24 protein-coding genes and 1 pseudogene are annotated in these 26,553 nt (G+C 69.7%); 16 read left to right on the top strand and 9 right to left on the bottom strand.

Annotation, left to right across the window (positions count from 1 at the left end):
* The first annotated feature begins 11 nt into the window (after positions 1-11).
* Complete coding sequence (locus FB464_RS09910; protein WP_246093179.1) at positions 12-896, top strand: carbohydrate kinase family protein; 885 nt, start codon at positions 12-14, stop codon at positions 894-896.
* Positions 897-920: 24 nt separating this feature from the next.
* On the opposite strand, the gene FB464_RS09905 is transcribed toward FB464_RS09910, so the two are convergent.
* Positions 921-1,160, bottom strand: a complete 240-nt coding sequence (locus tag FB464_RS09905) for a hypothetical protein (protein ID WP_246093003.1) — start codon at positions 1,158-1,160, stop codon at positions 921-923.
* Between the two features lie 163 nt (positions 1,161-1,323).
* Between FB464_RS09905 and FB464_RS09900 the strand changes: the two genes are divergently transcribed.
* From FB464_RS09900 to FB464_RS09875, 6 genes are read left to right on the top strand one after another with little or no spacing between them, the layout of a single operon-like run.
* The gene (locus FB464_RS09900; protein WP_116414012.1) at positions 1,324-1,638 is read left to right on the top strand and encodes a DUF7882 family protein; all 315 of its coding nucleotides are present in this window, start codon (positions 1,324-1,326) and stop codon (positions 1,636-1,638) included.
* A 38-nt stretch (positions 1,639-1,676) separates the two neighbouring features.
* A complete protein-coding gene (locus FB464_RS20505) occupies positions 1,677-2,921 on the top strand; it encodes a pyridoxamine 5'-phosphate oxidase family protein (protein ID WP_342780680.1) in 1,245 nt (414 codons plus the stop codon).
* A 44-nt stretch (positions 2,922-2,965) separates the two neighbouring features.
* A complete protein-coding gene (locus FB464_RS09890) occupies positions 2,966-3,871 on the top strand; it encodes an alpha/beta fold hydrolase (protein WP_116414013.1) in 906 nt (301 codons plus the stop codon).
* Between the two features lie 10 nt (positions 3,872-3,881).
* Positions 3,882-5,060 carry an exonuclease SbcCD subunit D gene (locus FB464_RS09885; RefSeq protein WP_116414014.1) on the top strand — a complete coding sequence of 393 codons (1,179 nt, stop codon included), beginning with the start codon at positions 3,882-3,884 and terminating at the stop codon, positions 5,058-5,060.
* Positions 5,057-8,101, top strand: coding sequence for an AAA family ATPase (locus FB464_RS09880; protein ID WP_116414015.1), 3,045 nt, complete (start codon positions 5,057-5,059; stop codon positions 8,099-8,101). The genes FB464_RS09885 and FB464_RS09880 overlap by 4 nt, the downstream gene beginning before the upstream one ends.
* The gene (locus FB464_RS09875) at positions 8,094-9,524 is read left to right on the top strand and encodes an FAD-binding oxidoreductase (RefSeq protein WP_211327314.1); all 1,431 of its coding nucleotides are present in this window, start codon (positions 8,094-8,096) and stop codon (positions 9,522-9,524) included. Before FB464_RS09880 ends, FB464_RS09875 begins: the two co-directional genes overlap by 8 nt.
* 29 nt (positions 9,525-9,553) lie before the next feature.
* Here FB464_RS09875 and FB464_RS09870 read toward each other — a convergent pair whose 3' ends face one another.
* On the bottom strand, positions 9,554-10,738 hold the full coding sequence (locus tag FB464_RS09870; protein ID WP_116414017.1) for a glycerol dehydrogenase: 1,185 nt from the start codon (positions 10,736-10,738) through the stop codon (positions 9,554-9,556).
* A gap of 153 nt (positions 10,739-10,891) precedes the next feature.
* Between FB464_RS09870 and FB464_RS09865 the strand changes: the two genes are divergently transcribed.
* The gene (locus FB464_RS09865; RefSeq protein ID WP_142206659.1) at positions 10,892-11,689 is read left to right on the top strand and encodes an IclR family transcriptional regulator; all 798 of its coding nucleotides are present in this window, start codon (positions 10,892-10,894) and stop codon (positions 11,687-11,689) included.
* Positions 11,690-11,776: 87 nt separating this feature from the next.
* On the opposite strand, the gene FB464_RS09860 is transcribed toward FB464_RS09865, so the two are convergent.
* The 5 genes and pseudogenes from FB464_RS09860 to FB464_RS09840 form a co-directional block, all read right to left on the bottom strand.
* Positions 11,777-12,133, bottom strand: a complete 357-nt coding sequence (locus tag FB464_RS09860; protein ID WP_116414019.1) for a PRC-barrel domain-containing protein — start codon at positions 12,131-12,133, stop codon at positions 11,777-11,779.
* A 908-nt stretch (positions 12,134-13,041) separates the two neighbouring features.
* Positions 13,042-14,013 (bottom strand): annotated as a pseudogene (locus FB464_RS20585) (DUF222 domain-containing protein); the annotation flags it as partial.
* Positions 14,014-14,279: 266 nt separating this feature from the next.
* Positions 14,280-16,091: an AAA family ATPase gene (locus FB464_RS09850; RefSeq protein WP_116414021.1), complete on the bottom strand. Its 1,812-nt coding sequence runs from the start codon at positions 16,089-16,091 to the stop codon at positions 14,280-14,282.
* A 92-nt stretch (positions 16,092-16,183) separates the two neighbouring features.
* Positions 16,184-16,405, bottom strand: coding sequence for a hypothetical protein (locus FB464_RS09845; protein ID WP_116414022.1), 222 nt, complete (start codon positions 16,403-16,405; stop codon positions 16,184-16,186).
* A 94-nt stretch (positions 16,406-16,499) separates the two neighbouring features.
* A complete protein-coding gene (locus FB464_RS09840; protein ID WP_116414023.1) occupies positions 16,500-17,435 on the bottom strand; it encodes an NADP-dependent oxidoreductase in 936 nt (311 codons plus the stop codon).
* Between the two features lie 33 nt (positions 17,436-17,468).
* On the opposite strand from FB464_RS09840, the gene FB464_RS19810 reads away from it, so the two are divergent.
* From FB464_RS19810 to FB464_RS09810, 7 genes are all read left to right on the top strand, one after another.
* Positions 17,469-17,657: a hypothetical protein gene (locus tag FB464_RS19810; protein ID WP_170151870.1), complete on the top strand. Its 189-nt coding sequence runs from the start codon at positions 17,469-17,471 to the stop codon at positions 17,655-17,657.
* Complete coding sequence (locus tag FB464_RS09835; protein ID WP_170151871.1) at positions 17,650-18,321, top strand: recombinase family protein; 672 nt, start codon at positions 17,650-17,652, stop codon at positions 18,319-18,321. The genes FB464_RS19810 and FB464_RS09835 overlap by 8 nt, the downstream gene beginning before the upstream one ends.
* Before the next feature lie 43 nt (positions 18,322-18,364).
* Positions 18,365-19,144 (top strand): DeoR/GlpR family DNA-binding transcription regulator, encoded by a 780-nt coding sequence (locus tag FB464_RS09830; protein ID WP_116414025.1) that lies wholly within the window; start codon positions 18,365-18,367, stop codon positions 19,142-19,144.
* Positions 19,145-19,259: 115 nt separating this feature from the next.
* Entirely contained in the window at positions 19,260-20,342 is a 1,083-nt protein-coding gene (locus tag FB464_RS09825; protein WP_116414026.1) for an ABC transporter substrate-binding protein, read from the top strand.
* 101 nt (positions 20,343-20,443) lie between these two features.
* Positions 20,444-21,982 carry a sugar ABC transporter ATP-binding protein gene (locus FB464_RS09820; protein ID WP_116414027.1) on the top strand — a complete coding sequence of 513 codons (1,539 nt, stop codon included), beginning with the start codon at positions 20,444-20,446 and terminating at the stop codon, positions 21,980-21,982.
* Positions 21,979-22,947 carry an ABC transporter permease gene (locus FB464_RS09815; RefSeq protein WP_116414028.1) on the top strand — a complete coding sequence of 323 codons (969 nt, stop codon included), beginning with the start codon at positions 21,979-21,981 and terminating at the stop codon, positions 22,945-22,947. The genes FB464_RS09820 and FB464_RS09815 overlap by 4 nt, the downstream gene beginning before the upstream one ends.
* Positions 22,944-23,939 carry an ABC transporter permease gene (locus tag FB464_RS09810; protein WP_116414029.1) on the top strand — a complete coding sequence of 332 codons (996 nt, stop codon included), beginning with the start codon at positions 22,944-22,946 and terminating at the stop codon, positions 23,937-23,939. The genes FB464_RS09815 and FB464_RS09810 overlap by 4 nt, the downstream gene beginning before the upstream one ends.
* A 109-nt stretch (positions 23,940-24,048) precedes the next feature.
* Here the strand turns inward: FB464_RS09810 and FB464_RS09805 are convergent, their stop codons facing one another.
* Positions 24,049-24,405 carry a hypothetical protein gene (locus FB464_RS09805; RefSeq protein ID WP_116414030.1) on the bottom strand — a complete coding sequence of 119 codons (357 nt, stop codon included), beginning with the start codon at positions 24,403-24,405 and terminating at the stop codon, positions 24,049-24,051.
* Between the two features lie 133 nt (positions 24,406-24,538).
* Complete coding sequence (locus FB464_RS19805) at positions 24,539-25,441, bottom strand: SCO6745 family protein (protein WP_170151872.1); 903 nt, start codon at positions 25,439-25,441, stop codon at positions 24,539-24,541.
* A 99-nt stretch (positions 25,442-25,540) separates the two neighbouring features.
* Between FB464_RS19805 and FB464_RS09790 the strand changes: the two genes are divergently transcribed.
* Positions 25,541-26,548, top strand: coding sequence for a carbohydrate kinase family protein (locus FB464_RS09790; protein WP_116414033.1), 1,008 nt, complete (start codon positions 25,541-25,543; stop codon positions 26,546-26,548).
* The last annotated feature ends 5 nt before the right edge of the window (positions 26,549-26,553 follow it).

Here is a 26,553-nt window from a genome sequence, read left to right as displayed (position 1 = left end):
AGCGGGTGAGCATGGCACCCGCGACCGCAGACGAACGCTCCGTCGTCGTCGTCGGGCACGTCTGCATCGACGAGAACACCGGAACCGACTCAGGTGACAGTTCCCCGCAGCGGCTCCGCCGGAGCGCCGGTTCGCCGGCTTTCTTCATGAACCGGCAGCTTCGGACTGTTCCGGGCGTCACCGTCTCGGTGATCGCCCCGTACTCCGACGACTTCGTCGACCTCCGGTCGGGTGTGCCCCTGCTGAACCCGGCGACGCCCGGCGGCACACTGCTCTACCGGAACCACATCGAGGGGGACGTGCGGCGGCAGGAGTGCTTCCACTCCCAGAACGCCGATCCGGTGCCCCTCACGTCGTCGTACGCCCGCGCGCTCGCCCACGCCGACATCGTGGTCGTGGCCCCGCTGCTGGCCAACTTCACTCCGGAATACCTCACAGCCGCGCTGGCGGAGACCCGGCCCGGTACGCTCACGATGCTGCTCCTGCAGGGGTACCTGCGGACGGTCGGCGAAGACGGCACCGTGGGCCAGCGGGACTTCGTCGAGTACGCCGACGTGATCCCGCTGTTCGACGTCGTGGTGTTCTCCGACGAAGACCTGGGCGACGCGCTCGCCGTGGCCGACCGCTGGTCGAGGGAGTTCCCCGGCCGGGCGATCGTGGTCACCCAGAACAGGCATGGCGCGACGGGCTTCGAGAACGGGGTCGCCACGCATGTGCCCGCGAAACCGCTCGAACGCCAGGGCGTCGGCAGCGTGATCGGGGCCGGTGACGTCTTCAGCGCCGCCCTCGCCCTCAGCTACCGGGAGAGCCGCGACATCCGGGACGCCATCAGCCGGGCACACGGGGTGACGGCCGGCTTCATCGACGGAGAGCTGGTGGCTGCGCTCGCTGCCTGAGCTCGCTGCCTGAACGCGGCGGTGTCAGCCGTCGTTGACTTCGGTGTCCTCTTCGTCGGTGGGGACGTCGCCATCGAGGGTCTCCTCGGTCTCCGGCTCGTCGGCCAGGGTCGCGTCGACGCCTGAGGGCGGGGCGTCGGTCGTCGGGCCGTTGCCGACGATGCCCTCGCCGTCGGGGTAGCCGGCGCTGTCCGGGTACTCGACGGGGGAGTCGCCCGAATCGCCCGCAGTGTCCTGGTCGCTCGAATCAGTCAATTCAGTCATGGCAGCACCCTACTCGGGTCGTCCGGCCCGCTGCCTGCTTCCCGGACGCACCTTGACAGCCGGCGGCAACCCGGTCTCGAACGGCGACACGCCGGGGGTGCGGAGCGGTTAGTATCGTCATACGACGCGCCGAGACCCCGCGCGCTCCAGTCAGGACAGAATCATGGGAAAACTCATCTATGGTGCGCCCGGAGTCGAGGTTCCCCTCGATGATCGCGCTCTCCTGCATCTCCGCGTCGTCGTTCTGGCGAAGCTCCGTCGCGACGAGAAGTTCGCCCTCTCCTGGGAGGACGACGAGACGGGCCGGAGCCACACGATCTGGCTGCACCCCGCCATCCCGCTGCAGTTCGTTCTCGACACCGCGGCGAACACCGCGCTGAACCGGCACTGGATCGAGCAGCTGACCTCCGTCGCGAACAGCGGCTCCGGGCTCCGTCTCTTGCCAGAACCGCTCCCGGAAGCCGCCACCGTCGCCTGACGGCCGCGCCGAGCGACCCTCGTCCTGACCGGTGATCGATGGTGGAGCAAAAGCGGAAACGCGGGCGCGGGCGAGACCGCGGGCGCACCGCTGAGCCGTCCGCCCGGCGCCGTCGTGCGCTGAGGTTCGCCGTCGACCCCGAGCTCGTCGCGCGAGCGGTCGAGGAGGGCGTCCTGATGTCGCGGATCGCCCTCACCATGGCGACGATGAACCACATCGTCGTCGAGGCGCTGAGGTCCGACCGGCGCTACGACCCTGCACTCACCGCCCGCTACGTCGACCGGCAACTTCGCGCCCTGGCCCTCGAGCAGGCCTCGATGGCCGCGCATATGCGTCGGCTGATGGCCGAGTTCCCACCGAGCTTCCGCAGGTCGACCACGATCAGCGACCACCACCTGCTCGTCGAGCGCCGCGTCATCTACTCGGCGCTCGCAACGGAACTCGACCGGCTGCGCCGCGACGACGCCTTCGTGCCCGCGGCCGTCGATGCGTCGAGGGACTGGGCGTGGTCGGAGATCGGCACCGCGATCGAGGCGCGCCTGGATGCTGTGGTTCTGAATGCTGCACTCCCACCTTTCGCCGCCGACCCCGGCTACGCGGCCGACCGCGACGAGCGGATGCGTGCCCTCCGCGAGGTCGACCTGCCCGCGCTGGCGTCTGCCGCGACCGGGGTTGTGGCGCGACCGCTGGGGCAGCGCGCCCCGCTCGTCAAGGCCTACCGGGACCCCGGGCATCCGGAGCAGAGTGGGGCACACCACTCGCGAAGGAGCAGAGAAATGACAGACAGCACCACCACAGATACCAACTCCACCGACGGCGTCGCACGCGTCGCCGAGCTGATCAAGGGTTTCCGGTTCGCGATGATGACGACCCGGTCGGCCGACGGGAAGCTCGTCTCCCGCCCCTTCACCGTGCAGGACACCACCTTCGACGGCGACCTCTGGTTCATCGTCGCCCGCGACTCCCACGAGATCGCGGAGATCAGCGCCGACCCGGTCGTCAACGTCGCCTTCACGTCCGGTGACACCTGGGTCTCCCTCTCAGGGCGGGCCGAGCAGGTCGATGACGCGGCGAAGCTGAAGGACCTCTGGAACTCCGCCGTCGACGCCTGGTTCCCGGACGGCCCCGAAGACCCGAACGCCACCCTCGTGAAATTCGAGAGCGACAGCGCCGAATACTGGGACACCCCGGGCGGTCGTGTTGCCACCGTCTTCAGCCTCGTCAAGTCGAAGCTGACCGGAAAGCCGTACGACGGCGGGGAGAACGAGAAGGTCGAGCTGTAGTCCCCGGCCGATAGCCCATGCCCCCACCGTGAGACACTGGGGGCATGCCGTCCATCACGACCTCTGACGGGGTGCGCCTCGACTACCGGGAGTCCGGTGATCCGGCCGGCCGGCCGGTGGTGCTTCTCGCAGGATTCCTCGCTCCCGCCACGAGCTGGCGGTACCAGGTCGACGCGCTCGGCGCCGCCGGGTTCCGGATGCTCGCTCTCGACCTCCGCGGGCATGGCACCTCTGAGCACCGCGACTCCGGCAACTCGATGGCGCGACGGGCCGCGGATCTCCGCGAGTTCCTCGTCGCCCTCGCGCTCCGTGACGTCGTGCTGGTCGGCGGGTCGATGGGCGGCAACACCATCTGGGCCTACCTCGACGCCGAGGGCCCCGAGCTGGTCTCGCAGATCGTCATCATCGACCAGACGCCGAAGATGCTGAACACGACGGGTCACCCGGGCGAGGCGGGCTGGCCGTGCGGCTTCTACGGGTACACCGAGGCCAACCGGCACACCCTCTTCGGCAGCGGGGTTCCGGAGACCGGCCACGGCACGCCGCCGCAGAAGCGCGGGCGCCGGATCGTGCGGATGCTCGGGGCGACGGGTTCCGGGGGCTCACCGGTCTCGGTGCTGACCTCGGCGCTGAGGTCGGTGCTGGCGAAACACGAACTCACCACCGGTGAGCTGGAGCTGCTGCACAACCATGCCGTTGCCGACTGGCGCGACGTGATCGCGGCCTCGCGCCTGCCCGTGCTCTTCATCGCGGGCCGGGAGAGCGAGTTCTGGCCGGCCGGGCACGCCGCGGCGTCCGCTCTGCTCGGCGGGAACCCGGCTGCGTGCTCCATCGTGATCGAGAATGCGGGCCATGCGACGAACCTGGAGCAGCCCGACGAGGTCAACCTGGCCGTGCTGGAATTCCTCGGTCCGCGCGTGCGGGAGGCCGCTGTCGGCGGTCGGGGCTAGCGTCGGAGACATGAAGTTCCTGCACACCTCCGACTGGCACATCGGGCGCACATTCCACACCCACTCGACCCTCGACCATTTCGAGCTCGTCGCAGGCGCGATGGCCGACACGGTGCGGGAGCACGGCGTCGACGTGGTCGTCGTCGCGGGTGACGTGTTCGACTCGGCGGTGCCGTCGGCCGAGGCCTACGAGGTGCTGGAGCGAACACTGCGGGCGCTCCGCCAGACCGGCGCGAAGGTCATCCTGACCAGCGGCAACCACGACTCCGCCACGCGGCTCGGTTTCCAGTCGGAGTGGGCGGCGGAGGCCGGGGTGCACGTTCTCACCCGGCACGACCGCCTCGACATCCCGGTCACCCTCGACGACGAGACGGGCCCGGTGCACTTCTACGGCATCCCCTATCTCGAGCCGAGCCTCATCCGGCACCACTACCCCGAAGCACAGCTGCGATCGCACGAGCAGGCGCTCGCCTTCGCCATGGACCGCATCCGCGACGACCTCGCGGCTCGTCCGGGGCGCTCCGTGGTGCTCTCGCACTGCTTCGCGGTGAACGTGGGGGTCTCCGAGTCGGGCGATGCCGTCGTGGGCGCAGGCGCGACCGACGTCGAGCGGGACATCACCTCCGGCGGCCTCGACCTGGTTCCGCTCCGGGTCTTCGACGGGCCCGACTACGTGGCGCTCGGCCACATCCACTCCCGGGCGGCGCTCAGCGAGCGGGTGCGGTACTCGGGCGCCCCGTTGCACTATTCGTTCGCCGAGGGCAGCCGGGTGCGCGGCGGCTGGCTTGTCGAACTGGATGCCGCGGGCCTCGCCGCCACGACCTGGGTCGACTTCCCCGTGCCGAGGCCGCTCCGCGAACTGACCGGTACGCTGGGCGACCTGCTCGACGACCCGTCGCTGGCCGAGTACGAGGGCCACTGGATCAAGGCCATCGTCACCGACCAGGCCCGGCCGCTCGACGGTATGCGCAAGCTGCAGCAGCGCTTCCCGCACTGCGTCGCTCTCGAATACCGGCCGTCGGTCGTGAACGATGCCGGTTCAGAGAGCTACGCCGAGCGCCTGACAGAGAAGACTGACCAGCAGATCGTCACCGGGTTCGTCGAGTTCGTGCGGAACGGTGCAGGCCCGAGCGATTTCGAGAGCCGCCTCGTCACCGAGACCCTCGGCGCTGTGCTGGTCCCGCAGTGAAGATCAAGCGCCTCCGGTTGGCCGGCTTCGGGCCGTACCGGGACGAACAGTCCGTCGATTTCGAGCAGTTCGACGATGACGGCATCTTCCTCATCACGGGCAAGACCGGGGCCGGAAAGTCGAGCATCCTCGACGCCATCTGCTTCGCGCTCTACGCGTCGGTGCCGCGCTACGACGGGCGCGAATCGCAGCTGCGGAGCGACCATGCGGGCCCCGGCGACCCGACCTTCGTCGAACTGGAGTTCAGTATCGGCGGCACCGACTACCGGCTCCACCGCACGCCGGAGTACCAGCGCCCGAACAAGCGCCGCGCAGGCGAGCTGACACGAGCGGCGGCCACAGCGGAGCTGTTCGTGCGAGAGGCCGGGCCGACAGGTTCTGCAGAGAGCACTGATGCTGGGTGGCGGGGCATCGCGGCGAAGCCCGTCGACGTGGGCCGCCACATGAGTGAGATCCTGCCCCTGAAGGCCGACCAGTTCCTGCAGGTGATCCTGCTCGCGCAGAACCGGTTCCAACAGTTTTTGCTCGCGAAGACCGACGAACGGAGGGCGCTCCTCCGCACGCTCTTCGGCACCTCCCGCTTCGAGGCGTTCGAGAAGTCGCTCGCCGAGCAGAGCCGCGCGCTGACGGCGCGGGTCGCGGATGCCCGGCAGAGCATCCACGTCAGGGCGACGCAGGCCGCGGGGATCGCCGAGGCCGCGCTGGCACAGGAGGCCGAGGCGGCGGAGGGGTCCGCGCTCTCTCGCACCCCGATCGCCGTGCCGGCGGACCCCTCACCCGAGTGGTTCAGCGGGCTGCTCGCCGACGTGGTCACCCTGCGGGACGAGGCGTCCGAGCGCGCGGGGATCTCAGCTGCAGCCTTCGAGAGCGCCGACCGGGTCCACACGTCCGAGCTCGAAGTGCTCCGCCGTCAGCTGAAGCGCGACGCCACCGCCGAGACCCTCGCGGCACTCCAGGCGGAGACTCCCGAGATCGAGGATCTCCGCGCGAGCATCGAGGGGGCGAACCGCGCCGCCCGGGTCTGGCCGCAGATCGAGGCGCGTCGCGCTGCCGAGCGAGCTCTCGCCGGGGCGCAGGCTGCCGAATCCGCCGCGCGCGAGCGTTGGGCACTGTTCTCCGCCGGTCCGGGCGGCGACAGTGTTGCCGCCCTCCGGGCTGCGGTCGAAGATCTCGTCGTCGAACGAGGTTCCCTCGACGGGGCGCTCTCCGACGAGAAACGGGTGGACGAGCTGGCGGGCGAGCTCCGCGCGCACACGGCGACGAGGGCCGACGTGGCCGCCCGGATCGGCGCCCTCGAACACCGGGTCGGAGGATTCCCCGCCGAGCTCACCGCGCTGGGGGAGCGTCTCGAGGCCGCCCAGGTCGAAGCGGGACGGCTTCCCGACCTCCGCCTCGAACAGGAGTCCCTCGAAGAGGCCCTTGCGGCGGGGCGCCGAGCCGATTCGTCGGCGGCGGAGCTCACCGACGCCCTTCTCGCGCAGAAGGCGGCGAGCTCGGCCCACCTCGAGGCGGCACGGCTCGTCGACACCCTCCTGGCCCGGCGGTTGGCCGGCCATGCCGCGGAGCTCGCGGGCGGACTGGTCGAGGGTGTGCCCTGTTCCGTGTGCGGCTCGACCGAGCATCCACAGCCGGCGGAGAGCGATGCCGAACCCGTCACCGAGGCCGACACCGACCGCGCACAGCGACTCCGGGCGACCTGCCAGGCAACGCTGGCTGAGGCGGATGACCGGGTCGCCGCCCTCGGCCGCACCCTCGCCGACGACCGTGCGGCGGCCCGCGGCAGCAGCTCGGCCGAGCTGCTGAAGCTCCTCGAAGCCGCGTCGGCCAGGGTCGACCGGGCCGCGGAGGCCGTGCGGCTCGCCGCCGCGCTAACCGCAGAACGCGACGGAGTCGAGAGCCGTCGCACCGAGGCGGAGACGGCGCTCCGGCAGCTGCGCGACGAGCTGGCCGGGGTTCAGAGTTCCTACACCGCCGCGGAGACGAGCCTCGCGCTCCTCTCCCTGCGGGTACTGGAACTCCGGGGCGGTTTCGATTCCGTGTCGGCCAGGGCCCGGGAGGTCGACGCCTGGCTGGCCTCGGCCCGCGCGCTGGAGGCGGCGCTCGTCGAGACCGCAGCGAACCGGGAGCGTCTGGGCCGCGCGGTCGAGGCGGAGGCGGAGCTCCTGGCCGAACTCGACTTCCCCAGCAGCGACGCCGCAGAGCAGGCGCGTCTCACGCCCGCCGAGCAGGCGACCCGCGAGACCCGGGTGCGCCGGCACAGCGACGGGCTGGCCGCGGCGGCGGCGCTGCTGGCCGACCCCGACCTCGCGGGGCTGCCGGCGGTGCTCGTCGAAACCGCCGCGACCGGTGCCGCGCGGGCCACCGCCCTCGAAGCCCGGGATGAGGCCGAGGCGCTCCGCAACACCCGGGTGGCCGAGGCGCGACAGCTCGCGGGGCTGGTCGGCGAGGCGGAGACGCTCTTCCGGGCATCCGCGGGGCTCATCGAGGAGCAGGCCAAGGTGCGTGAGCTCGCAGAACTGGTCGGTGGCACGAATGTGAAACGTATGCGCCTCGAGACATATGTTCTCGCGGCCCAGCTCGAGCAGATCATCCAAGCGGCCAACGCCCGGCTGACCACGATGACAGGCAACCGGTACTCGCTCGAACTCGACGACTCCCTGCAGTACCGGAACGTCGAGGCAGGGCTCGGGCTGCGCATCTGGGACGAGCACACCGGTCGGGCGCGCCCCACGCACTCGCTCTCCGGAGGGGAGACCTTCCTCGCATCGCTCGCCCTGGCCCTCGGGCTCGCCGAGGTGGTGACGAACCAGACCGGAGGCATCGCGCTCGACACCCTGTTCGTCGACGAGGGCTTCGGAACACTGGATGCCGAGACCCTCGAAATCGCCATGACCACCCTTGACGGGCTGCGCACCGGCGGCCGCACGATCGGCCTGATCAGCCACGTCGAGTCGATGAAGGAGCAGATCTCGGCCAAACTGCGCATCACGGTGACGGATGCCGGCTACAGCCGGATCGAGGAGGTGCGGGAGCGTGTCTGAGGTGCCCGGGGCGGTGCCTGTTCCGGGGACGGGGCAGGCGCTCGCCGCTGCGGTTGCGCGACTCCGTGCTGACGGTGTCGGCGTCGTGCTGACGGGTGCCGAGACTACGTTGCCCTACGCCCGCGACCGTTCGGGCCACGACCCCGGCGACGTCGTGTTCGCGGTCGTCGTCGCCCGCTCCGTGGCCGACGTGCAGCAGGTCTGCCGGGTCTCTGCCGAGTTCGGGGTGCCGGTCATCCCGCGCGGTGCCGGAACCGGGTACGCCGGTGGAGCCGCCGCGACGGAGGGGGCGATCATCCTGTCGCTCGGGAAGCTCACGGCGATCACCGGGATCGACCCCGACAGCGGCCTCTGCGTGGTGGAACCCGGAGTGATCACCTCGGAGATCTCAGCCGCCGCGCGGGCCGTCGGGCTCCGATACGCGCCCGACCCGGCCAGCGCCGCGATCTCGACGATCGGCGGAAACATCGCCACCAACGCCGGTGGCCTCTGCTGCGTGAAGTACGGCGTGACCCGCGACTCCGTGCTCGCCCTCGACGTGGTGCTCGCCGGCGGCGAGCTCATCCACACCGGACATCGCTCCATCAAGGGGGTCAGCGGGTACGACCTGACCGCGCTCTTCGTGGGCTCGGAGGGGACCCTCGGCGTCGTGGTCGGGGCGACCCTCCGCCTGCTGCCGGTTCCGCTCGGTAGCGTGCACACGATCGCGGCGTTCTTCGAGACCGCCGAGCAGGCGACGGCCGCCAGCGTCGACCTCTTCGCCACCGGGGTGCGGCCGAGCATGCTCGAACTCATCGACGGTGTGCACCTGTCACGGATCGACGACTGGCGGGGGAGCGACTTCCGTGCCCGGGGCGCGGGGTTGCTTCTCGTGCAGACCGACGGGCTGGCGGCAGCAGCCGAGGCCGCCCTGCTCCGCGACGTGCTGGTGCGCTCCGGCGGCGAGATCGAGGTCACCGACGATGCCCGGCGCACCGACGAGCTGCTCGACATCCGCCGGTGGACATCGCAGGACCAGGCTCCCCGCCCCGAGATCACGCTGAACGAGGACTTCGCGGTACCCCGCCACCGGCTGGTCGAGATGGTGCGGCTCATCGAAGCGACCAGCGCCCGGTTCGGTGTGGTCATCACGATCCTCGCGCACATCGGCGACGGCAACCTGCACGCGAACCTCCGCATCCCGCGTTCGGAGCTCGGGCCCGATGGCGCACTGCCCGAACGAGCGTGGCTGGCTGCGGACGCCATGATCGCCGGTGCTCTCGAGTTCGGCGGAACCATCACCGGCGAGCACGGAATCGGGATGCTCAAACGGCGATGGCTCCGCACCGAGCTCGGTGACGTGCAGTACGGACTCCAGCGCTCGCTGAAGACGCTGTTCGACCCGCAGCACCTGCTGAACCCCGGCAAGGTGTTCCTGGACTGAGACCATCGCAGGCCGTCAGCCCCGGGCAGTCAGTGCTTCGCGTGGTACAGCTCGGGGGCGGCCAGCCCCGCTTCATCCCGAACCCGGCGTGACAGGCGTTCGAGCGACTTCAACGCCGAGACCACATCCGCAGCCCCGACCTCGAACGGCATGGCGTGGATCGTCTCGCCCGGCACGGTTGCCTCCCGTGCGACGAGCTGGAGAACATCCGTGTCGTCCACCGACAGGCCGATCTCGGTGAGGGTGGTGGGTAGGCCGACCCGCGTCGTGAACTCGATGAAGTCCCGGATGTCGCTGGTCGGAGCTCCCTCCAGAATGAGCTGGGTGAGAGAGCCGATGTTGACCTTCTGGCCGTGGGCGAGCCCGTGCGCCTGGGGTGCGGCGGTGAGTCCGTTGTGGATGGCGTGCGCTGCGGCGAGGCCGCCCGACTCGAAACCGAGGCCGGAGAGCAGGGTGTTCGCCTCGATGACCTTCTCGACCGACGGGGTGACGAGGTGGTCGCGCACCGCGTCGAGGGCGGGCAGCGCATTCTCCCAGAGCACGTCCCAGCTGAGCTGGGCGAGGGCCGTCCCGGCGAGCGTCGGCAGCCCACCGGCCATGGTGTTCGAGTTCGACCGGCTCGTCGCGCGCGCCTCGAGCCAGGTGGCCAGCGCGTCGCCCACCCCCGCCGCGAGGAAAGCGGCCGGAGCATTCGCGACGAGCTGCGAGTCGACCAGCACGAGGTCGGGATTCCGGGGGAAGAAGCGATACTCCTCGAAGGCCCCCTCCTCCGTGTAGACCACGGCGAGAGCGGAGGTCGGGGCATCCGTCGATGCGACCGACGGCACCGTCACCCAGCGGATGCCCGCGAGGAAGCCCGACGCCTTCACCGCGTCGATCGTGCTGCCACCGCCGACGGCCACGACCACATCGGCCCCGGTCTCCTTGATGACGTCGACGAGCCGGTCGATCTCTACGGCGGTCGGGATGCCGTTGAACTTCTCCTTGCGCACCGGCAGGCCGGCGGCCTTCAGCGACGACTCCACGTCGTGCCCGACGAAGCCCCAGACGATGTCGTCGGCCACGATGAGGGGGCTGCTGCCGATGGGGGCGAGGAACTCGCCGAGCCGGGTGATGGCGCCGGGGCCCTGAACGTAGCGGCTCGGACTGATGATGGTGCGGACGGGCACGGGGGTGGGTGCGCCTGCGGTTTCTGATCCTGCGGTTTCGGACATGGTTGAACTCCTGACGACGGTGTCACAGCGCAGAAAGACCTGCGTGGGCACAGCCTAGGGAGAGCCGACGGTCGGCTCGATCGGCGTTCTCAGCATGCGAGAAGAAACGGTGCCGGTGTTGTGCGGGTGCCGGCTCGCGACCACACTGGCAGCATGCCCTCCAGCGATTCCGGTGTCGCCACCGTCGAGAAGACCCTCTCAATCCTTGAGATCGTGGCGGAGCGTGGTGGGGCGTCGGCGAAAGAGGTCTCCCAGGCTCTCGGCTATCCTCTCCCGACGGTCTACCGCCTCATGCAGGCCCTTGTGCAGAGCGACTACCTCGTTCATCTGAAAGGCGAGCGCCGGTTCGAACTCGGCTACAAACTCGACCGGCTCGGAGTCTCGCTGCACCGCCAGATCGGTGTTCCGACGGCGGTGCGCGCCGAGATCGCGCGGCTGCACGACACCGCCCAGACGGCAGGCTACTTCGCGGTGTACCGTGGCGCCGATGTCGTCGTGGCCTACGTGGTCGACAGCCCCGATCATCCGAGGCTCACGCCCCTCGGTTTCGGATTCCACGAGGCCGCCCACGCCACGGCGTTCGGCAAGATCATGCTCGCCGGCATGAGCGTCGACCAGGTGGACGGCTACCTGGGGGTGCACGGAATGCCCCGCCTCACCGAGACGACGATGACATCACGACCGGAACTCGACGCGCATCTCGCCAAGGTCGCCAACCTCGGTGTGGCCTGGGAGCACGAGGAGTTCGTGCCCGGCATGACCTGCGCGGCGGTCGGCGTGCGGAACGGGGCCGGGATGATCGTGGGTGCCGTCGCGATCAGCGCGCCCAGCGAGCAGATCGACCCGGCCCGCGAGCGTGCGCTCGAACGGTACCTGCGCGATGCGTCGAACCACGTGAGCACGTACTACCGGTCGGGCCAGCTGCGGAAGGCGGCGGCTGTAGCCGTGTGATGCCTGCGTGCTTGCCTGCCTGCCTGCTTGCCTGCCTGCCTGCCTGCCTGCCTGCTTGCCTGCCTGCGTGCCGCTGAGCGGGTGTCGTCAGCGGCGACCGAGGCGGCGTTCCCCGCCGGAACCGGTCTGGTAGGTGAGGGCGTAGTGGGCGAACAGGGCGGGTTCTTCCGCCGCTTCGAGTTCTCCGTCGGTGGCGATGGACGGTGCGTCCTTGATCAGCTTCTTCGGGAACATGACCTTGAGGTACTTGGGTGCGACGACCGCGCCGTCGAGCGGGGCGAACACGAGCTTCTGTCCGCCGAGAATGCCCACGTGCACGGCCGCGAACGACGGGACCCCCGCAGCGGTGTCGAAGTAGATGCTCTCCAGCGAGCCGACCTTGTCGCCGGCCTGGTCGACGACCGGCAGGTCGATCCAGTCGCGAAGGTTCTCTGCCTCGAACATCTCGACCCGCTCTCCTGCCAGCCCACGCCAGCGTCTCGCTCCCACGTTAGCGGAGTGCGGTGGCCGACGTGGTCGCACCCCGGCCCGCCGCCCCGTCCCACGGGCTGCCGCGCCCCTCTGCGGGCTGCTGCGCCCCGCCGCCGCGCCGTGCATGCTGCCGGGCCCTGCTTGTCGCCGCGCCGTGGACGCTGCCGCGTCGTGCCTGCCGCGCCCTGCGGGCTTGCCGTCGGTGGGTGTGGTTCTGGATGCGCGTGGCCGGATCGGTGGTGCGGCCGGCAGGCGGCGCACGATCCGAGGATGGTCGGCCAGGGTGGCTGGGATCGCGGCATCGTTCTACCCGGTGTCGCTCTGGCGGTGTTCGAGCCACCATTCGGTCGATGGCCGGTCGCTCGGTCGAGCCTCGCCGGTTTGAGGGTGGCCGTTTCGGGGCTCGCGGATTGGGGGTCGCCGGGTCGGGGTTCGCCGGGCTGAGGGTGGCCGGGTCGAGGGTGGCCGGGTCGAGGGTGGCCGGGTCGGGGGTCGCCGTGGTGAGGGTCGCTGGCTGGAGGGTTGCTTGGTTGTCGGGTGGGCGGTGGGGTCGGGGGTGGGCGGTGCCGGGCTGGGTTGTGCGGGCCGGGTGGGTGGTGGCCGGTTCGTTGTCGTGCCCGGTTTTGTTGGCAGGGCCTTGGGGTTTGGGTCCAGTCGAGCCAGTCGGGTGGGATGAGGTGGGGGGTGCCGTTGCGGATGGTGAGTTTCCAGTGTGTTTTGTGCAGGTTCGTGTGGTGGAAGTGGCAGAGCAGTGCCCCGTTGTCGATGTCGGTCAGGCCGCCGGGGTGGGTGTCGGATTGCCACCCGTCGACATGGTGCGACTCGCACCAGGATGGGGGTGCGTCGCAGCCCGGCCACACACACCCGCCATCCCGCGCCGCCAACGCACGGTTCTGGGCGGGGGTGAACAGGCGGCGGGTCTTCCCGTGCTGCAACACCTGCCCATGCTCACCGAACAGGGTCGTGATCACATCCCCGTGACACAGCAGCGCCTCGACGGTCGAGTACGGGACGGGGGCGGTGAGGCCGTCGATCCAGCCAATGCCGCGGCCGGTGACGACGTCGTCGAGGGTGGCGTGGAGGTTCACGGTGGGTGCGGCACCGTTCAGGCGCGGCATCTCCGGCCGTCCCGCCGCGACCTGCAACAGGTTCACGAGCGCATCGACACGTTTCTGACCCGCCGTGCGGGTGTCCGCCGTCAGACCATCGACCGGCACATCGCCCGCCGGGCCCGCATCCCCATCTTCACTCGGGTCGGCTGCGAAAGCGACGATCCGCGGGCTCGTGCACGGCTCCAACGCGGACGCGACGATCGCCGCCATCGACGGCGACAACAGGCCCCGGATCGACGTCATCCCCGAACGGTGCGCCTTCAGCTCCAGGTACCGCTTCTCGTGCAAGTCAGCCTCACGGGGCTCCGCGCCGTCGGGGTCGAGGTGCTCACGGCACCGGATCGCCAGATCATCCACCTGATTCGCGGAATACCCGAAACTACCCGACGTCTGCTGCGCCAACGCGACGAGGCTACCCTCCGCCTCCGAGACCTCTTCCGTGAAACCGATCTTCGCCGCGGCCTCCGAGAGACGCCGCGTAATCGACGTCGCCGCATCCACCCCCAGATCGCCCAGAGCCAGCGCCTCCGCAACCTGCGGGAAACGAGGCAGGTTCGGCAACCCCACCAACGACATGCCCGTGTGCACCTGCGAGGCGAGCTTCATCCTGGACATGATCGTCTCGTCACGAGCACCGGTAATCGCCGCCAAGAACTTCGGAACCGACCGGGCATTATGCGACCGGGCAAGACCCTCCGCCCCGAACTCCGCAGCAGACCTCGCCGCCACCTCACCAGCCATCCGCACCCGCAACCCGTCAATGATCCGGCCCAACGACTCGACCTGCACCACAGCCGCCACCAGAGCGTCGTCGGCAAGCCCGCAGGGCGCGGCAGCCCCACCGGCAGACGCCAACACAGCGTCAAACCCCCGCCGGGCATCCAGAACCCACGACACCACCGACGCAAAGTCGGGTGCGGGAGCGGCTGGCTGGTTCATGCTTCAATTCAAACACCAACCACTGACATTGCCTCAACAATGCCGGAATTCCCTGCAATCTCGCGGAACTACAGGCCCTTTGCGATGGCCGCAGCGGCCGCGAGCCAAGCTCGGCGGGTGGCCGGCTGAAGCGAGCTGTGGAGGATGCGCCCGGCCTTGAGCGCAGGATCGAACGGCACGATCACGACGTCGCGCACATAGGGCCGGAAGTCCTCGGCCATGCGCTCGGAGATGTTCTGCTCCTTGGGCTGCCACTCCGAGATGACGACGACGGCGTTCTTCGCGAGCTCCGCGGCCTTCTCGCTGCGGCTCTGCACGGCCTGCAGCGTGAGGAGGGCGGCCTGGGCGCGGTCCTCCATGGTGGTGGTGGGAACGACGAGCTGGTCGGTGTGGTCGATCATGCGCAGCCAGTTCTCGGCGCGGTCGCTGTTGCCGGAGTCCATGAGGATGAGCCGGTAGTACTTTGCCGCGATGCTGTGCACGATGTCGACCTCCTCGGCCGTCATCTCGTGCGTGCCGGAGGGATCCTCGTCGGAGCGCAGGACGTCGAACTTGTCGGCCTGCTGGTGGTGCACGAAACGGGACATCTGGCCGAACTCGGCACGGGCATCCAGAAGGTCGTCGGCGTTGGCGAGCACGTCGAGAACGGTGGAGTCGTGCTCGCCGCGCTCGGTGCGCCAGCCCAGGGTGCCCATGGTCTCGTTGTTGTCCCAGGCCAGCACGCCTCCGCCGCCGCTGCGCGCGAATGCCGCGGCGAGGTTGGCAACCGTGGGCGTCTTGTTCGCCCCGCCCTTACGGTTGATCACGCTGATGGTGCGGTGGGCGGGGAAGTGGCGGGAGATCGCCTCGATGTCGCTGCGCTGCGCCTGCTCGCTGCGACCGGGCTTGAAGTGGAAGCCGAGGTGGTTCAGAAGGCCCTTGAAGCCCTGCTCTGCGGGTTCCGCGATCTTCGGGACGGCAAGGAACGAAGGCGCGTCGAGCAGATCCTTCTGGCTGCCCGGCCTGCCGGCATCCGGGCTGCTGGAACCCTGCCTGCCCACAGCAGGGCCTGGCTGGCCCTGTCGGCTCTGGATGTTCGGGCGGGCGCCTCCCGAGGGGGCAGGGGTGGTTCGTGCAGGAGTGGGCATGGGAGGCTCTGATCGTTCGGGTGCCAGTGCTGGCGCGGGACGCGCGGACGCTGGCAGGGGAGTCGGGAACGCTGCGAGGTCGTCGCGCGGTTCCGCGTCTTCTGGGTCGGTTTCGTCGAGGTCTGAGTCGTGGGCGTCTGAGTTGTGGGTGTGTGAGTCGTCGGTGCCTGAGTCGTCGATGTCGTCGTCGCCTTCATCGGCCACGTCGCCGTCGGGTTCGTCGGTGGGGTCGTCCTCATCGGTTTCGTCGCTGACGCTGTCGCTGTCGTCGTCGCCTTCGTCGACAACCTCATCAGCCGTTGTGTCGGCGTCGTCGTCGCCTTCGTCGGCAACATCTTCAGCCGTTGTGTCGGCATCGACGTCGTCCGCGGCGTCGTCATCGTCCGCGGCGTCGTCGTCGACCGCGGCATCGTCGTCGACCTCGCCATCGGCACTCGCCTCGCCATCGGCACTGTCTTCAGCAGCGGCTTCGAGCTCCTCGGAGGGCACGAAGCTCTCCTCCTCGATCGAACCGTCTTCATCGGCGATCAGGATGCTGCGGCCCGTCTCCGCCGTCACCGTGACGCGCACGGGCCGACCGAGTCGCTCAGCCTCGCCCTGGATGAGGCCGACGAGTTCCTGCAGGGCCGCTCCGGCGGAGTCCGCGGTGATGTGCTGCTCGTCTCCATCGACCACCAGCACACCCGAGTTGTCACTTCGGAGACGTGCCGTGATGTGTGGAGCGTCGAGCACCCGACTCTTGTCGATTGCCATATCAGCACCCCGCCTTAGATCAGATGAAACCAGACAACTCGTCCCATCTTAAGAGAGGGTGAAGTTTTGGAGGGAACCCGACTCGATCCGACCTACTCGTCGGCGTCCGTGTAGGTCCCGTCCTTCTCCGCGGGGCGGTCCTCGCGGTCGTCGCCCTCGGCGTCGGTGTAGGTGCCCGACTCCTCATCGCCAGCGGCGGCTGACCCGGCTTCCTCCTCGGGGTTGAAGTGCGATCCGTCCGGAACGTGTCCGACGGCGATGCCGTCTTCGGAGTTGGGGATGGTGCCGTCGGTGCCGAGATTCGTGTCGCTCATGTTTCCAATGTAAGCCAGGGTCCCCGGAGGCGGCAGGGGCTTGCTTTTCGGGCACACCATCGGTTGCCAGCACCCACGACCCGCCGTCGACCGCTCAGGGAATCAGCGCGAGCTTGCCCCCGGGGTGCTGATCCATCAGGAATTCCAGCGCCTCCCGCGCCTCGTCCAGCGGCCAGGTGCGGGCGATCGGTACCACCAGCCGCCCGCTGCCCGCGAGGTCGATCAGCCGGGCGCGCACGCCGTTGCGGAACGCCGCGCTCTGCGGTCTCGCGCCGGCGATCGCGCGGAAACCGTCGGCTTCGGCCCGCCCCGGCGCTGCGATCGTCACGATGCGCTGCCGGTCATCCACAAGCGCCAGCGACACGTCGACCGCCTCGTCGGTGCCGACGGCGTCGAGGGCGGCCACGACGCCGTTCGGTGCAGCATCACGCACCCGCTGTTCGAGGCCGTCGCCGTAGGCCACCGGATGCCCGCCGAAGCGCCGCACGACCTCGAAGCTCTTCTCGCTGGCCGTGCCGATCACGGTCGCCCCGAGGAGCGCGGCCTGCTGCAGCACGCTCACGCCGACGGCTCCGGATGCTCCGTGGAGGAGGATCGTGTCACCGGCAGTGACGCGGGTGACGTCGAGCATCTCGGCGGCGGTCGACCCGGCCAGCAGGAGGTTCGCGGCCTCCGGGAAACCGAGCGACGCCGGTTTGGCGAAGACGTCGGCGGCGGGAACCGTGAGCTCGGAGGCGTAACCGCCCGCGACGCGGAACGCCAGCACCTCGTCGCCGACTGCGCCGCCGCCCGACGCGATCGTGGTGTCCGGGCCGATCCCCCGGATCACCCCGGCGATCTCGTACCCGACCTGCACGGGAAGGAGGCTCCGGTCGCTCCCGGACGCGACATGCTTGTAGTCGGCCGGGTTCATTCCGGCAGCCCGGATCTCGATCGTCACCTCACCGCGGCCCGGCGGCAGGTCATCCGCCTCGACCTCCGTGAACACGTCGAGTCCGCCGAAATCCTGTGCGATCCATTTGACTGCCATGCATTCCATTGAACACCCGGGTAGCGTTGGGGCATGCCCGACAAAGAATTCGATCCCTTCCACGACTTCACCGTGCCCCAGGATGCGGATTTCGTCGCGGCCCCCACACCGAACGCCGAAGACACGGGCGACGACACTGACGTCGACGACGATCCGCTCGGCGCTGATTCAAGCGGCGCTGACCCAGACGGCGCTGTCCCAGACGGCGCTGACCATGGCTGAGGTCGGCTACATCTGGGTCGGCCCGCTGGAACACAACGGCGACTACCAGCGCGACCTGCTGCGGCAGCAGGGCGTCACGCGGTTCTACGAAGACGTCAGCGCCAACTCCGTCACGGCGACCCGGTCGGAACTGACCACTCTGCTCGACGACATCGGCCCCGGGGACACCCTGGTCACATGGCGGCTCGACCGCCTCGCCAGCACGCTACCTCAGGTGCTCTCGCTGCTCGAACTGCTCGGCGGCAGGCGGGTCGGGGTGCAGTCGCTCACCGAGAATCTCGACACGACAGGGCCTGATGGCGCCGCCCTGCTGCGGGTCATCCAGGCGTTCACGCAACTCGAGCGCACACTCACCCGTGAGCGCACGATGGTGGGCGTGTACGCGGCTCGGGCGCGGGGGCGGGTCGCCGGCCGGCCCCGCGCTCTCTCGGCGACCAACGTCGAGCGGGTGCTGCTGCTCCGTGAGCAGGGGGCCTCCGTGCGCGAGATCGCCCAGCAGCTCGGCACCTCCCGGGCCACGGTCTATCGCGCGCTCGAACAGCAGAACGGCGAGGAGGAGGGCGGCTTCGAAGGCGACGTTCCGGATGCCCGTCCCTCACTGACGCTGACCTTCACCACCCCCAGCCTGCCCTCCGCCGCGCTGCCCGAATCTGCCGCGAACTGATCGAAACTGTTCATTTCGTCGTCATTCTCCGTAGGATGGCGGGGTGCTTGCAGCGCAGCGACGCAATCTGATCCTCGATTTCCTGAGGGCCGACGGGGCCGTCTCCATCGGCTCCCTTGCCGAGCGCCTCGACACCTCGGCCGTGACCATCCGGCGCGACCTCGTCTACCTCGACTCCGTCGGGCTGCTGACCCGCACCCACGGCGGCGCCGTCGCCGGAGCGCCCTCGCGGGAATCCACCTATGCCGAGAAGATCGGCCAGGCGATGGAGGAGAAGTACGCCATCGGGCGCCTCGCCGCCACCCTCGTGCACGACGGTGACGTCATCATCATCGGGCCGGGCACGACGACGGAGGCGTTCGCCGAGTCGATCCTCGACCGCACAGGCCTCACCGTGATCACGAATTCTCTGCCGGTCGCGGAGGCGTTCGTGCCGGCCACCGCGAACGAGGTGATCATGACGGGCGGGACCCTCCGGGCATCCATCAGGGCCTTCGTCGGCGAGGCGACCAACCGCACCCTGCGGGGGATCCACGCCGACCGGACCTTCGTCTCGGGCAACGGGCTGGTGGCCGACTTCGGGCTGTCGACGCCCAACATGACCGTCGCGGACTCGGACAGGGCGATGGCCGCGGCCGGCCACGAGGTGGTGGCGCTCGTCGACCACACCAAGTTCGGGGTGCGCACGGCGATCCAGACCATCGCCAGCGATCAGCTCAGTCATCTCGTCACCGACGCGGGGGCCCCGGCCGAGCAGCTCGGCGCCTTCGCCCGGCTCGGCGTCACGCTGCATGTCGCCCCGTCGGGGAGTGTCCCTGCGTAAGAGTGCTGGACTTTTGGACACGTTTTAGCAACAATTCATCAGAAGCGGTTTCTGTTCTGATGGAAATTGCTAGCTTGTGATCGCTGGACCCCACACCAACAAGGAAGTTGATCTCATGAACATGAACCGAAAGGGACGCGCGCTCCTCTCCGCAGCAGCCTGCGTCGCCGCCGTCGGCCTGGCTCTGACCGGCTGCACGAACACCGGAACCACCGCCCCCTCATCCGGCACAGCAGCCGCGACGGATGCCGCCCAGACCGCCGCTCCCGTCACCGGCCCCACCTGCTCGCTGGCTGACTACAAAGGCGACAAGATCGACCTGACCCAGGCGACCGTCGGCTTCTCGCAGTCCGAGAAGGAGGACAACCCGTTCCGCATCGCGGAGACGCAGTCCATCACCGACGAAGCCGCCAAGGTCGGCGTCAAGAAGTTCATCAAGACGAACGCTCAGTCGACGCTGTCGAAGCAGATCTCCGACATCAACGACCTCATCGCGCAGGGCGCCCAGATCCTGATCGTCGCGCCGCTGAACTCGGATGGCCTCGAGCCCGCCCTCGCCGCTGCTCGCGCCAAGAACATCCCGGTCATCACCATCGACCGGAAGCTGAACGCCACCGCGTGCACCGACTACGTCTCGTTCCTCGGCTCGAACTTCGTCGAGCAGGGCAAGCGTGCCGCCGACCAGCTGATCGCCGGTACGGGCGGCACCGCGAAGGTCGCCGTGCTGCTCGGCTCCTCGGGCAACGGGGTCACCACCGACCGCACCTCGGGCTTCCTCGACGAGATCGCGGCCAAGGGTCCGAACATCACCGTGGTCGCCCAGCAGACCGGTGACTTCGCCCGCGACAAGGGCCAGTCCGTCACCGAGCAGCTGCTGCAGTCGAACCCCGACATCACCGCGATCTACGCCGAGAACGACGAGATGGGCCTCGGGGCCCAGGCCGCGATCATCTCGGCCGGCAAGACACCCGGTAAGGACATCCAGATCTACTCGGTCGACGGCACCAAGAACGCTGTCGAACAGATCGTCGCCGGTGCCTACAACGGTGTGATCGAGTCGAACCCGCGCTTCGGCCCGCTCGCCTTCCAGACGATCCAGGACTTCATGGACGGCACAGCCGTCGGGCAGGACGTGATCATCCAGGACAGCGAGTACGATCCCTCCAACGCCGCCGCGAAGGTCGGCTCGGCCTTCTAGCCGGCGAGTGCGGCCCGCGCGGCCCAAGGCGATCGTTCAGTCTGTCGCATTCGGCCGGCCGGGCCGCACTCATGAATTTCAACGACGAAAGGATCCGCCGCATGTCGGATGCGCGTACTTCCGGGCTCGAGGCTCCGGTGCTCGAGGCGCGGGGCGTGACCAAACGGTTCGCCGGGGTCACCGCGCTCAGCGGGGTCGATCTCGTGCTCCGGGCCGGGGAGAGCATGGCCCTGATGGGCGAGAACGGGGCCGGCAAGTCGACCCTGATCAAGGTGCTGACCGGGGTGCACCAGCCCGAGGAGGGGCAGTTGCTGCTCGCCGGGAGCCCTGCGACGTTCGCCCGGCCGCTCGACGCGCAGAAGGCGGGCGTGAGCACCATCTACCAGGAGGTCAACCTGGTGCCGCTGATGTCGGTCGCGCAGAACATCTACCTCGGGCGCGAGCCGCGCGGGCGGGTCGGTCTCATCGACTTCCGCCGCATGTACGCGGATGCGCGGGCCCTCCTTGCGGAGTACGGGATCCAGGTCGACGTGCGGCGGCCTCTCCGCACGCTGGCGCTCGGCGTGCAGCAGATGGTCGCGCTCGCGCGGGCCGTCAGCATCAACGCGAACGTCGTCATCATGGACGAGCCGACCTCCTCGCTCGAGGCGCGCGAGGTCGAGACGCTGTTCCGCGTGATCGGGCTGCTGCGGGAGCGCGGCATCGCGATCATCTACGTCTCGCACCGGATGGACGAGATCTACCGCGTCTGCGACACCGTCACAGTGCTGCGCGACGGTCGCGTGGTGCACGTCGGGTCGCTCGGCGACCTGCCCCGGGTCGAGCTGGTCTCGATGATGCTCGGCCGTTCGGTCGAGAAGGTCGAGCGCGGGGGAGTGACCGCGTTCCGCGCGGCGAACGAGAGCGACGCGCCGCCCGTGCTCGTCGCCACCGACCTCAGCCGCAAGCACCAGATCGACGGGATCAGCCTCTCCATCCGTCCGGGGGAGGTCGTCGGCCTCGGCGGGCTCCTCGGCTCCGGCCGCTCCGAAACGCTGAAGGGACTCTCGGGGGTGATGCAACTCGACCGGGGTGGAGTGACGATCGACGGCAAGAACGTGCGGAGCGGATCCGTTCCCGCCGCCATCCGTGCCGGCATCGTGATGCTGCCCGAAGACCGGAAGGCCGAGGGGATCGTTCCGAACCTGTCGGTGCGCGACAACATCGTGCTGGCAGCCCTGCCGAAACTCTCCCGCGCGGGCTTCACCTCCCGTCGCAAGCAGGATGCAGTGGTCGACGTGTTCATCAAGCGTCTGCACATCAAGGTGTCGAGCCCCGACCAGCTCGTCTCCGAGCTCTCGGGCGGCAACCAGCAGAAGGTGATGATCGCCCGCTGGCTCGCGATGACACCCAAGGTGCTGCTGCTCGACGAACCCACGCGCGGAATCGACGTGGGGGCGAAGGCCGAGGTGCAGTCCCTGATCGACGAGCTCGCCCACGAGGGACTGGCGATCGTGCTGGTGTCGAGCGAGGTCGAGGAGGTCGTCGAGGGATCCGCGCGGGTGATCGTTCTGCGCGACGGATCCATCGAGACGGAGCTCCGCGGCGACCAGGTCGACGAGGGAGCGCTTCTCGCGGCGCTGGCAGGGGGAGCATCATGACGCAGGCCACCGTGTCGCTGCGTGTGCCGAGCCGTTCGGCGGTGCTCGGCGTCTTCCAGAAGTACGGCGTGTACATCGCGATCGTGCTGCTGCTGCTCTACAACCTCTTCTTCACGCCCAACTTCTTTGCGATCGACAACTTCCGCACGCAGTTCGTGCAGGTCGTGCCGGTGCTGATCGTCGCGCTCGGCATGGCGCTCGTGATCGGCACGGAAGGGATCGACCTCTCGGTGGGCGCCGTGATGGCCCTGGCCGCCGCGGTGATCCCGCTCTACGTCGGCTACGGGCTGGTGCCCACCCTCCTCATCGCGATCGGCGTCGGAGCGGTGATCGGCGCGCTCAACGGCTCGATGGTCGCCTTCATCGGGGTTCAGCCGATCGTGGCGACGCTCGCCGTGATGGTGGCCGGGCGCGGGCTGGCCCTCCTCATCGCGAACGAACAGCTGAAGTCGGTGACGAGCCCCGACGTGCTCGCTCTCGGCCGGGACTCGGTGCTGGGCATCCCGTACAGCGTGCTGATCGCCGCGGTGCTCGTGGGAGTCGTCGCCATCCTCGTCAACCGCACGACCTTCGGCAAGCAGCTCATCGCGATCGGCGGCAGTCGCCGGGCGGCCGAGCTGGCCGGCCTGCCGGTGAAGCGGATCCTGCTCATCGTGTACGTGCTCTGCGCGGCGCTCGCCGCCGTCGCGGGGGTGATCGGCACCGCCCGGCTGGGCGCATCCGTCCCCTCCACCCTCGGCAACCTCATCGAGCTGTCGGCCATCACCGCGGTGGTCGTCGGCGGGACCCCGCTGAGCGGCGGGCAGGTGAAGGTGCTCGGCACGCTCGCCGGGGCCGTGCTGCTGCAGTTCATCAGCGCGACGCTCATCAAGCACAACGTGCCGGATGCATACTCGCAGATCGCGCAGGCGATCATCATCCTGGTCGCCGTCTACATCCAGCGTGGAAAGGCCCGAGTCAGATGACCACTCTCGAACCGGCAGCGGGACCGACCACCGACCGGCAGGCCGCACGCGAACGCGTCGCCGGGCTGCTGCAGAGCTACGGCGCGGCGATCGTGCTCGTCATCCTGCTCGTCGTCGGCGCGGTGGGATTCCCGACCTTCGCCACGCCCGGCAACTTCTCGAACATCCTGACGCAGTCGTCGTTCCTGCTGATCGTCGGCGCGGGCATGACCTTCGTGATCCTGACCGGGGGGATCGACCTCTCGGTGGGGTCGGTGTTCGCCCTGGGCGGGGTGCTCGCGGCCTACGGATCGACATTCGGGCTGCTCGGGGCGCTCGTCTTCCCGCTGGTCGTCTGCGGGGCCATCGGTGCGCTGCAGGGGTTCCTCATCGCCCATGCCGGTATGGCGCCGTTCATCGTCACGCTCGCGGGGCTGCTCGGGGTGCGCGGGCTCGTGCTCGCCACGACCGACGGCGGGTCGACGACGCCGCTGATCACCGACCCCGTGGTGGTCGCTCTCGGCCAGGGGGAGGTGCTCGGCATCCACTGGCCCGTGTTCATCGCGGTCGTCGTGATCGTCGTGGGATCGGTGCTGCTCGCCCGCACCCGCGGCGGACAGTCGATCTACGCGGTCGGCGGCTCGGAGAGCGCCTCGACGCTGATGGGGTTGCCCGTGGCGCGGGTGAAGTTCACGGTCTACGTGGTCTCGGGCGTCTGCGCCGGGCTCGCGGGGGCCCTGAACGCGGCGTACTCGTCGTCGGGCGTACCGACCGTCGGGGTCGGGCTCGAACTGAACGCGATCTCGGCTGTCGTGATCGGCGGGACCCTGCTCGTCGGCGGGCGCGGCAACCTGATCGGCACGGTGGCCGGCGTGCTGCTGCTGAGTGTGATCCAGAACCTGATCAACCAGGTCGGCACGCTGTCGAGTTCGGTGCAGGCGGTCGTCTCGGGCGCGTTCCTCGCGATCGTGGTGATCATCCAGACGGTGCTCTCGCGCACGCAGCGGCTCTAGCCGCGCCGCCACCCGCCCACCCCTCCCACTTCCTCGACTCGGGAGTTTCAGTCGCCACACCATCGCCGTACCGACAGGAACTCCCGAGTCGATGTGGCCGGGGAGCGGGTCAGAAGCCGGTGGCCGCGATGACACCGGAGTAGAGGAAACCGGTCAGCACGCTCACGAGGCTCGCCGCGCCGAGGGCGGTGCCCGCGCCGGCCGCACCCCGCGGGGCTCCGGGGCGCAGCAGCGCGACGACGCCGAGCGCGATCGTCGCCAGCGCGATGACGATGGCGAGCACCGAGTGGGCGACTCCGAACGTGGCGAGCAGGTCATACATCCCCTGCCCGACGACAACCGCCTGCACCAGGGTGAACAGCGCGTTGAACAGGATGCCCACCACCCCCACCACGAGCGCTACGATCCCGAGCGGGTTGCGTGCTCGCGGGGGGTTCTGGATGTCTGTGCCGGCGTCTTCGCTCATCGCCCCAGTCTCCACCCCGCCTCGGTTTCGCGCGCCGCACCGCGCCGCTGCCCGCCGCCTCGCACCGCGCCGCTGCCCGCCGCCTCAGATCGCTGCGCACCGCCTCGCACCGCGGCCTGCGGCGGCAAGCGCGTCAGCGCGCGGTGGGGCCCGCGGCGATCGTCGCGCCCGCGGGGTCGGCGGCCGCGTCCCAGGGGGAGGGCATGCCGATCGGGTTCGGCTGCGGATAGAGAGGTGCGCAGGCGTTCGCGAGAGGGGCGAGCGCTTCCGCGATCGCGATGAGACGCGTGTCGCTGAGGCCGGCCCAGGGCGCAGCCGCGAGGCGGTTCGTCAGCCGCTCGGCGCGGTCGATCGCCTCGGCGCCGGCCGGGGTGATGCGCCCGTCGGAGTCGAGCAGCCCCCGGTCGACGAGGCTGGACTGCTCGTCGTCCCACACCTCGTCGCTCCAGCCGCGCGAGCGCTTCATCGATGACGTGTCGAGGTCGAGTCCGCTCCGCAGCACGATCGTCGTGAGTCCGGCGATGTCCTCGGTGACGAGCGCGATCACGTGGCCGTCGCCGCGGTGCTCCCGGAGTGTCGCCGTCGCCTGCCAGAGGTCGCGGTACGGGTCGCCGGTGGGCGGCAGCGCACGGTTCGCCGCTGCGAGCGGGCGCCCGACCGTGTCGGCTCCGGCGGCGATCGGGGCCAGAGCGGCGAGGGCGCGGGCCGCGACATCCGGGTCGGGTACCAGCGTGCGGAGAGTGGATGCCGCACCCTCCGACCGGGCATCCAAAACGGCGGCGGGCGAGGCCACCGACCACGCGGCGGGCAGCGCGCGCTCGACGAGCGCGGGCGCGAAGCCGCTGAACAGCGCGGTCACAGGGGCGGCGGTGACGGCACCGAGCGGGGCGGAGCGCCCGGCGAAGTAGCCGTCCCAGTACCGCGTCAGGCCGACGGATGCGAAGGCGGCGCGCGATTCCGCCGAGAAGTAGGTGACCGCGTGGAGGGGTTCGAAGAGGGTCCAGAGCCCTCGGACCAGCGTGTCCCTCGACGTCATCGTTGCTCGCTTCCTTCGACGGCGCGGTGCGCGAAACCGCGCGAACCGCGCGGGCCGCGCGGCCGTGGCCGGTACCCGCGTCCAGTCTAGGATGGTGGCGTGAACGTCAGCGAAGACCCGCAGTCCCCGTCCGAGTCGGCTGCGTCGTCGGCGGCTGAGGCCGGGGCAGCTGCGTCCTCGGCCGCCCCGGGCGTGCTGGTCATCGGGGAGGCGCTCGTCGACATCCTCGTGCGGAGCGGATCGGCAGACACCGCGGCTCCCGTCGTGCATCCGGGCGGCAGCCCCCTGAACGTCGCCTACGGGCTCGCCCGGCTCGGCATGGCCACGACCTTCCGCGCGCAGGTCGGCGACGACGACTACGGGCGGGCGATCATCCAGCACCTGGGCGAAGCCGGAGTCGTGCTCGAACAGGCAACGGCTCTGGATGCCCCGACCTCCACCGCCACGGCGCACCTCGACGCCGAGGGCAGGGCCAGCTACGAGTTCGACATCGTCTGGGAGCTCGACCGCAGCGACATCGCCCCCGGCACCAGCGTGCTGCACACGGGATCGATCGCGTCGGTGCTCCGCCCGGGCTCCGACGAGATCCGGCGGCTGTTCGCGGATGCCCGCGCCCGCGGCGACGTGCTCCTCAGCTATGACCCGAATGTGCGCCCCAGCATCACGCCCGACCGGGCATCCGTCCTGGCCGACGTCGAGGCGCTCGCGGCGGACGCGCACGTGGTGAAGCTCAGCGACGAGGACGCCGAGTGGCTCTACCCGGGTGCCGACCTCGAGACGGTCGTGTCGGGGTTCCTCGACGCGGGGAGCCTCCTCGTCGGTGTGACCCGCGGCGGGGAGGGCTGCCTGCTCGCCGCTCCCGGAGTCCGGGTGTCGCTGCCCGCACAACCGGTCGACGTGGTCGACACGATCGGCGCGGGTGACTCGTTCATGTCGGGGATGCTCTACGCGATCCTCTGCGACGGGTTGGTGCCGGGCATCCTCGCCGGCCGGCTCGACGAAGCGCAGGTGACGGCGATCGCGCGCACGGCGCTCGAGAGTGCGCGGATCACGGTGTCGCGGGCGGGGGCGAACCCGCCGTCGCTCGCCGAACTCGCCGGGGCGTAGCTCCG

The organism is Subtercola boreus (genome assembly GCF_006716115.1).
In the GTDB taxonomy this organism is placed as follows: domain Bacteria; phylum Actinomycetota; class Actinomycetes; order Actinomycetales; family Microbacteriaceae; genus Subtercola; species Subtercola boreus.
This window is presented reverse-complemented; position numbering and strand designations above follow the sequence as displayed.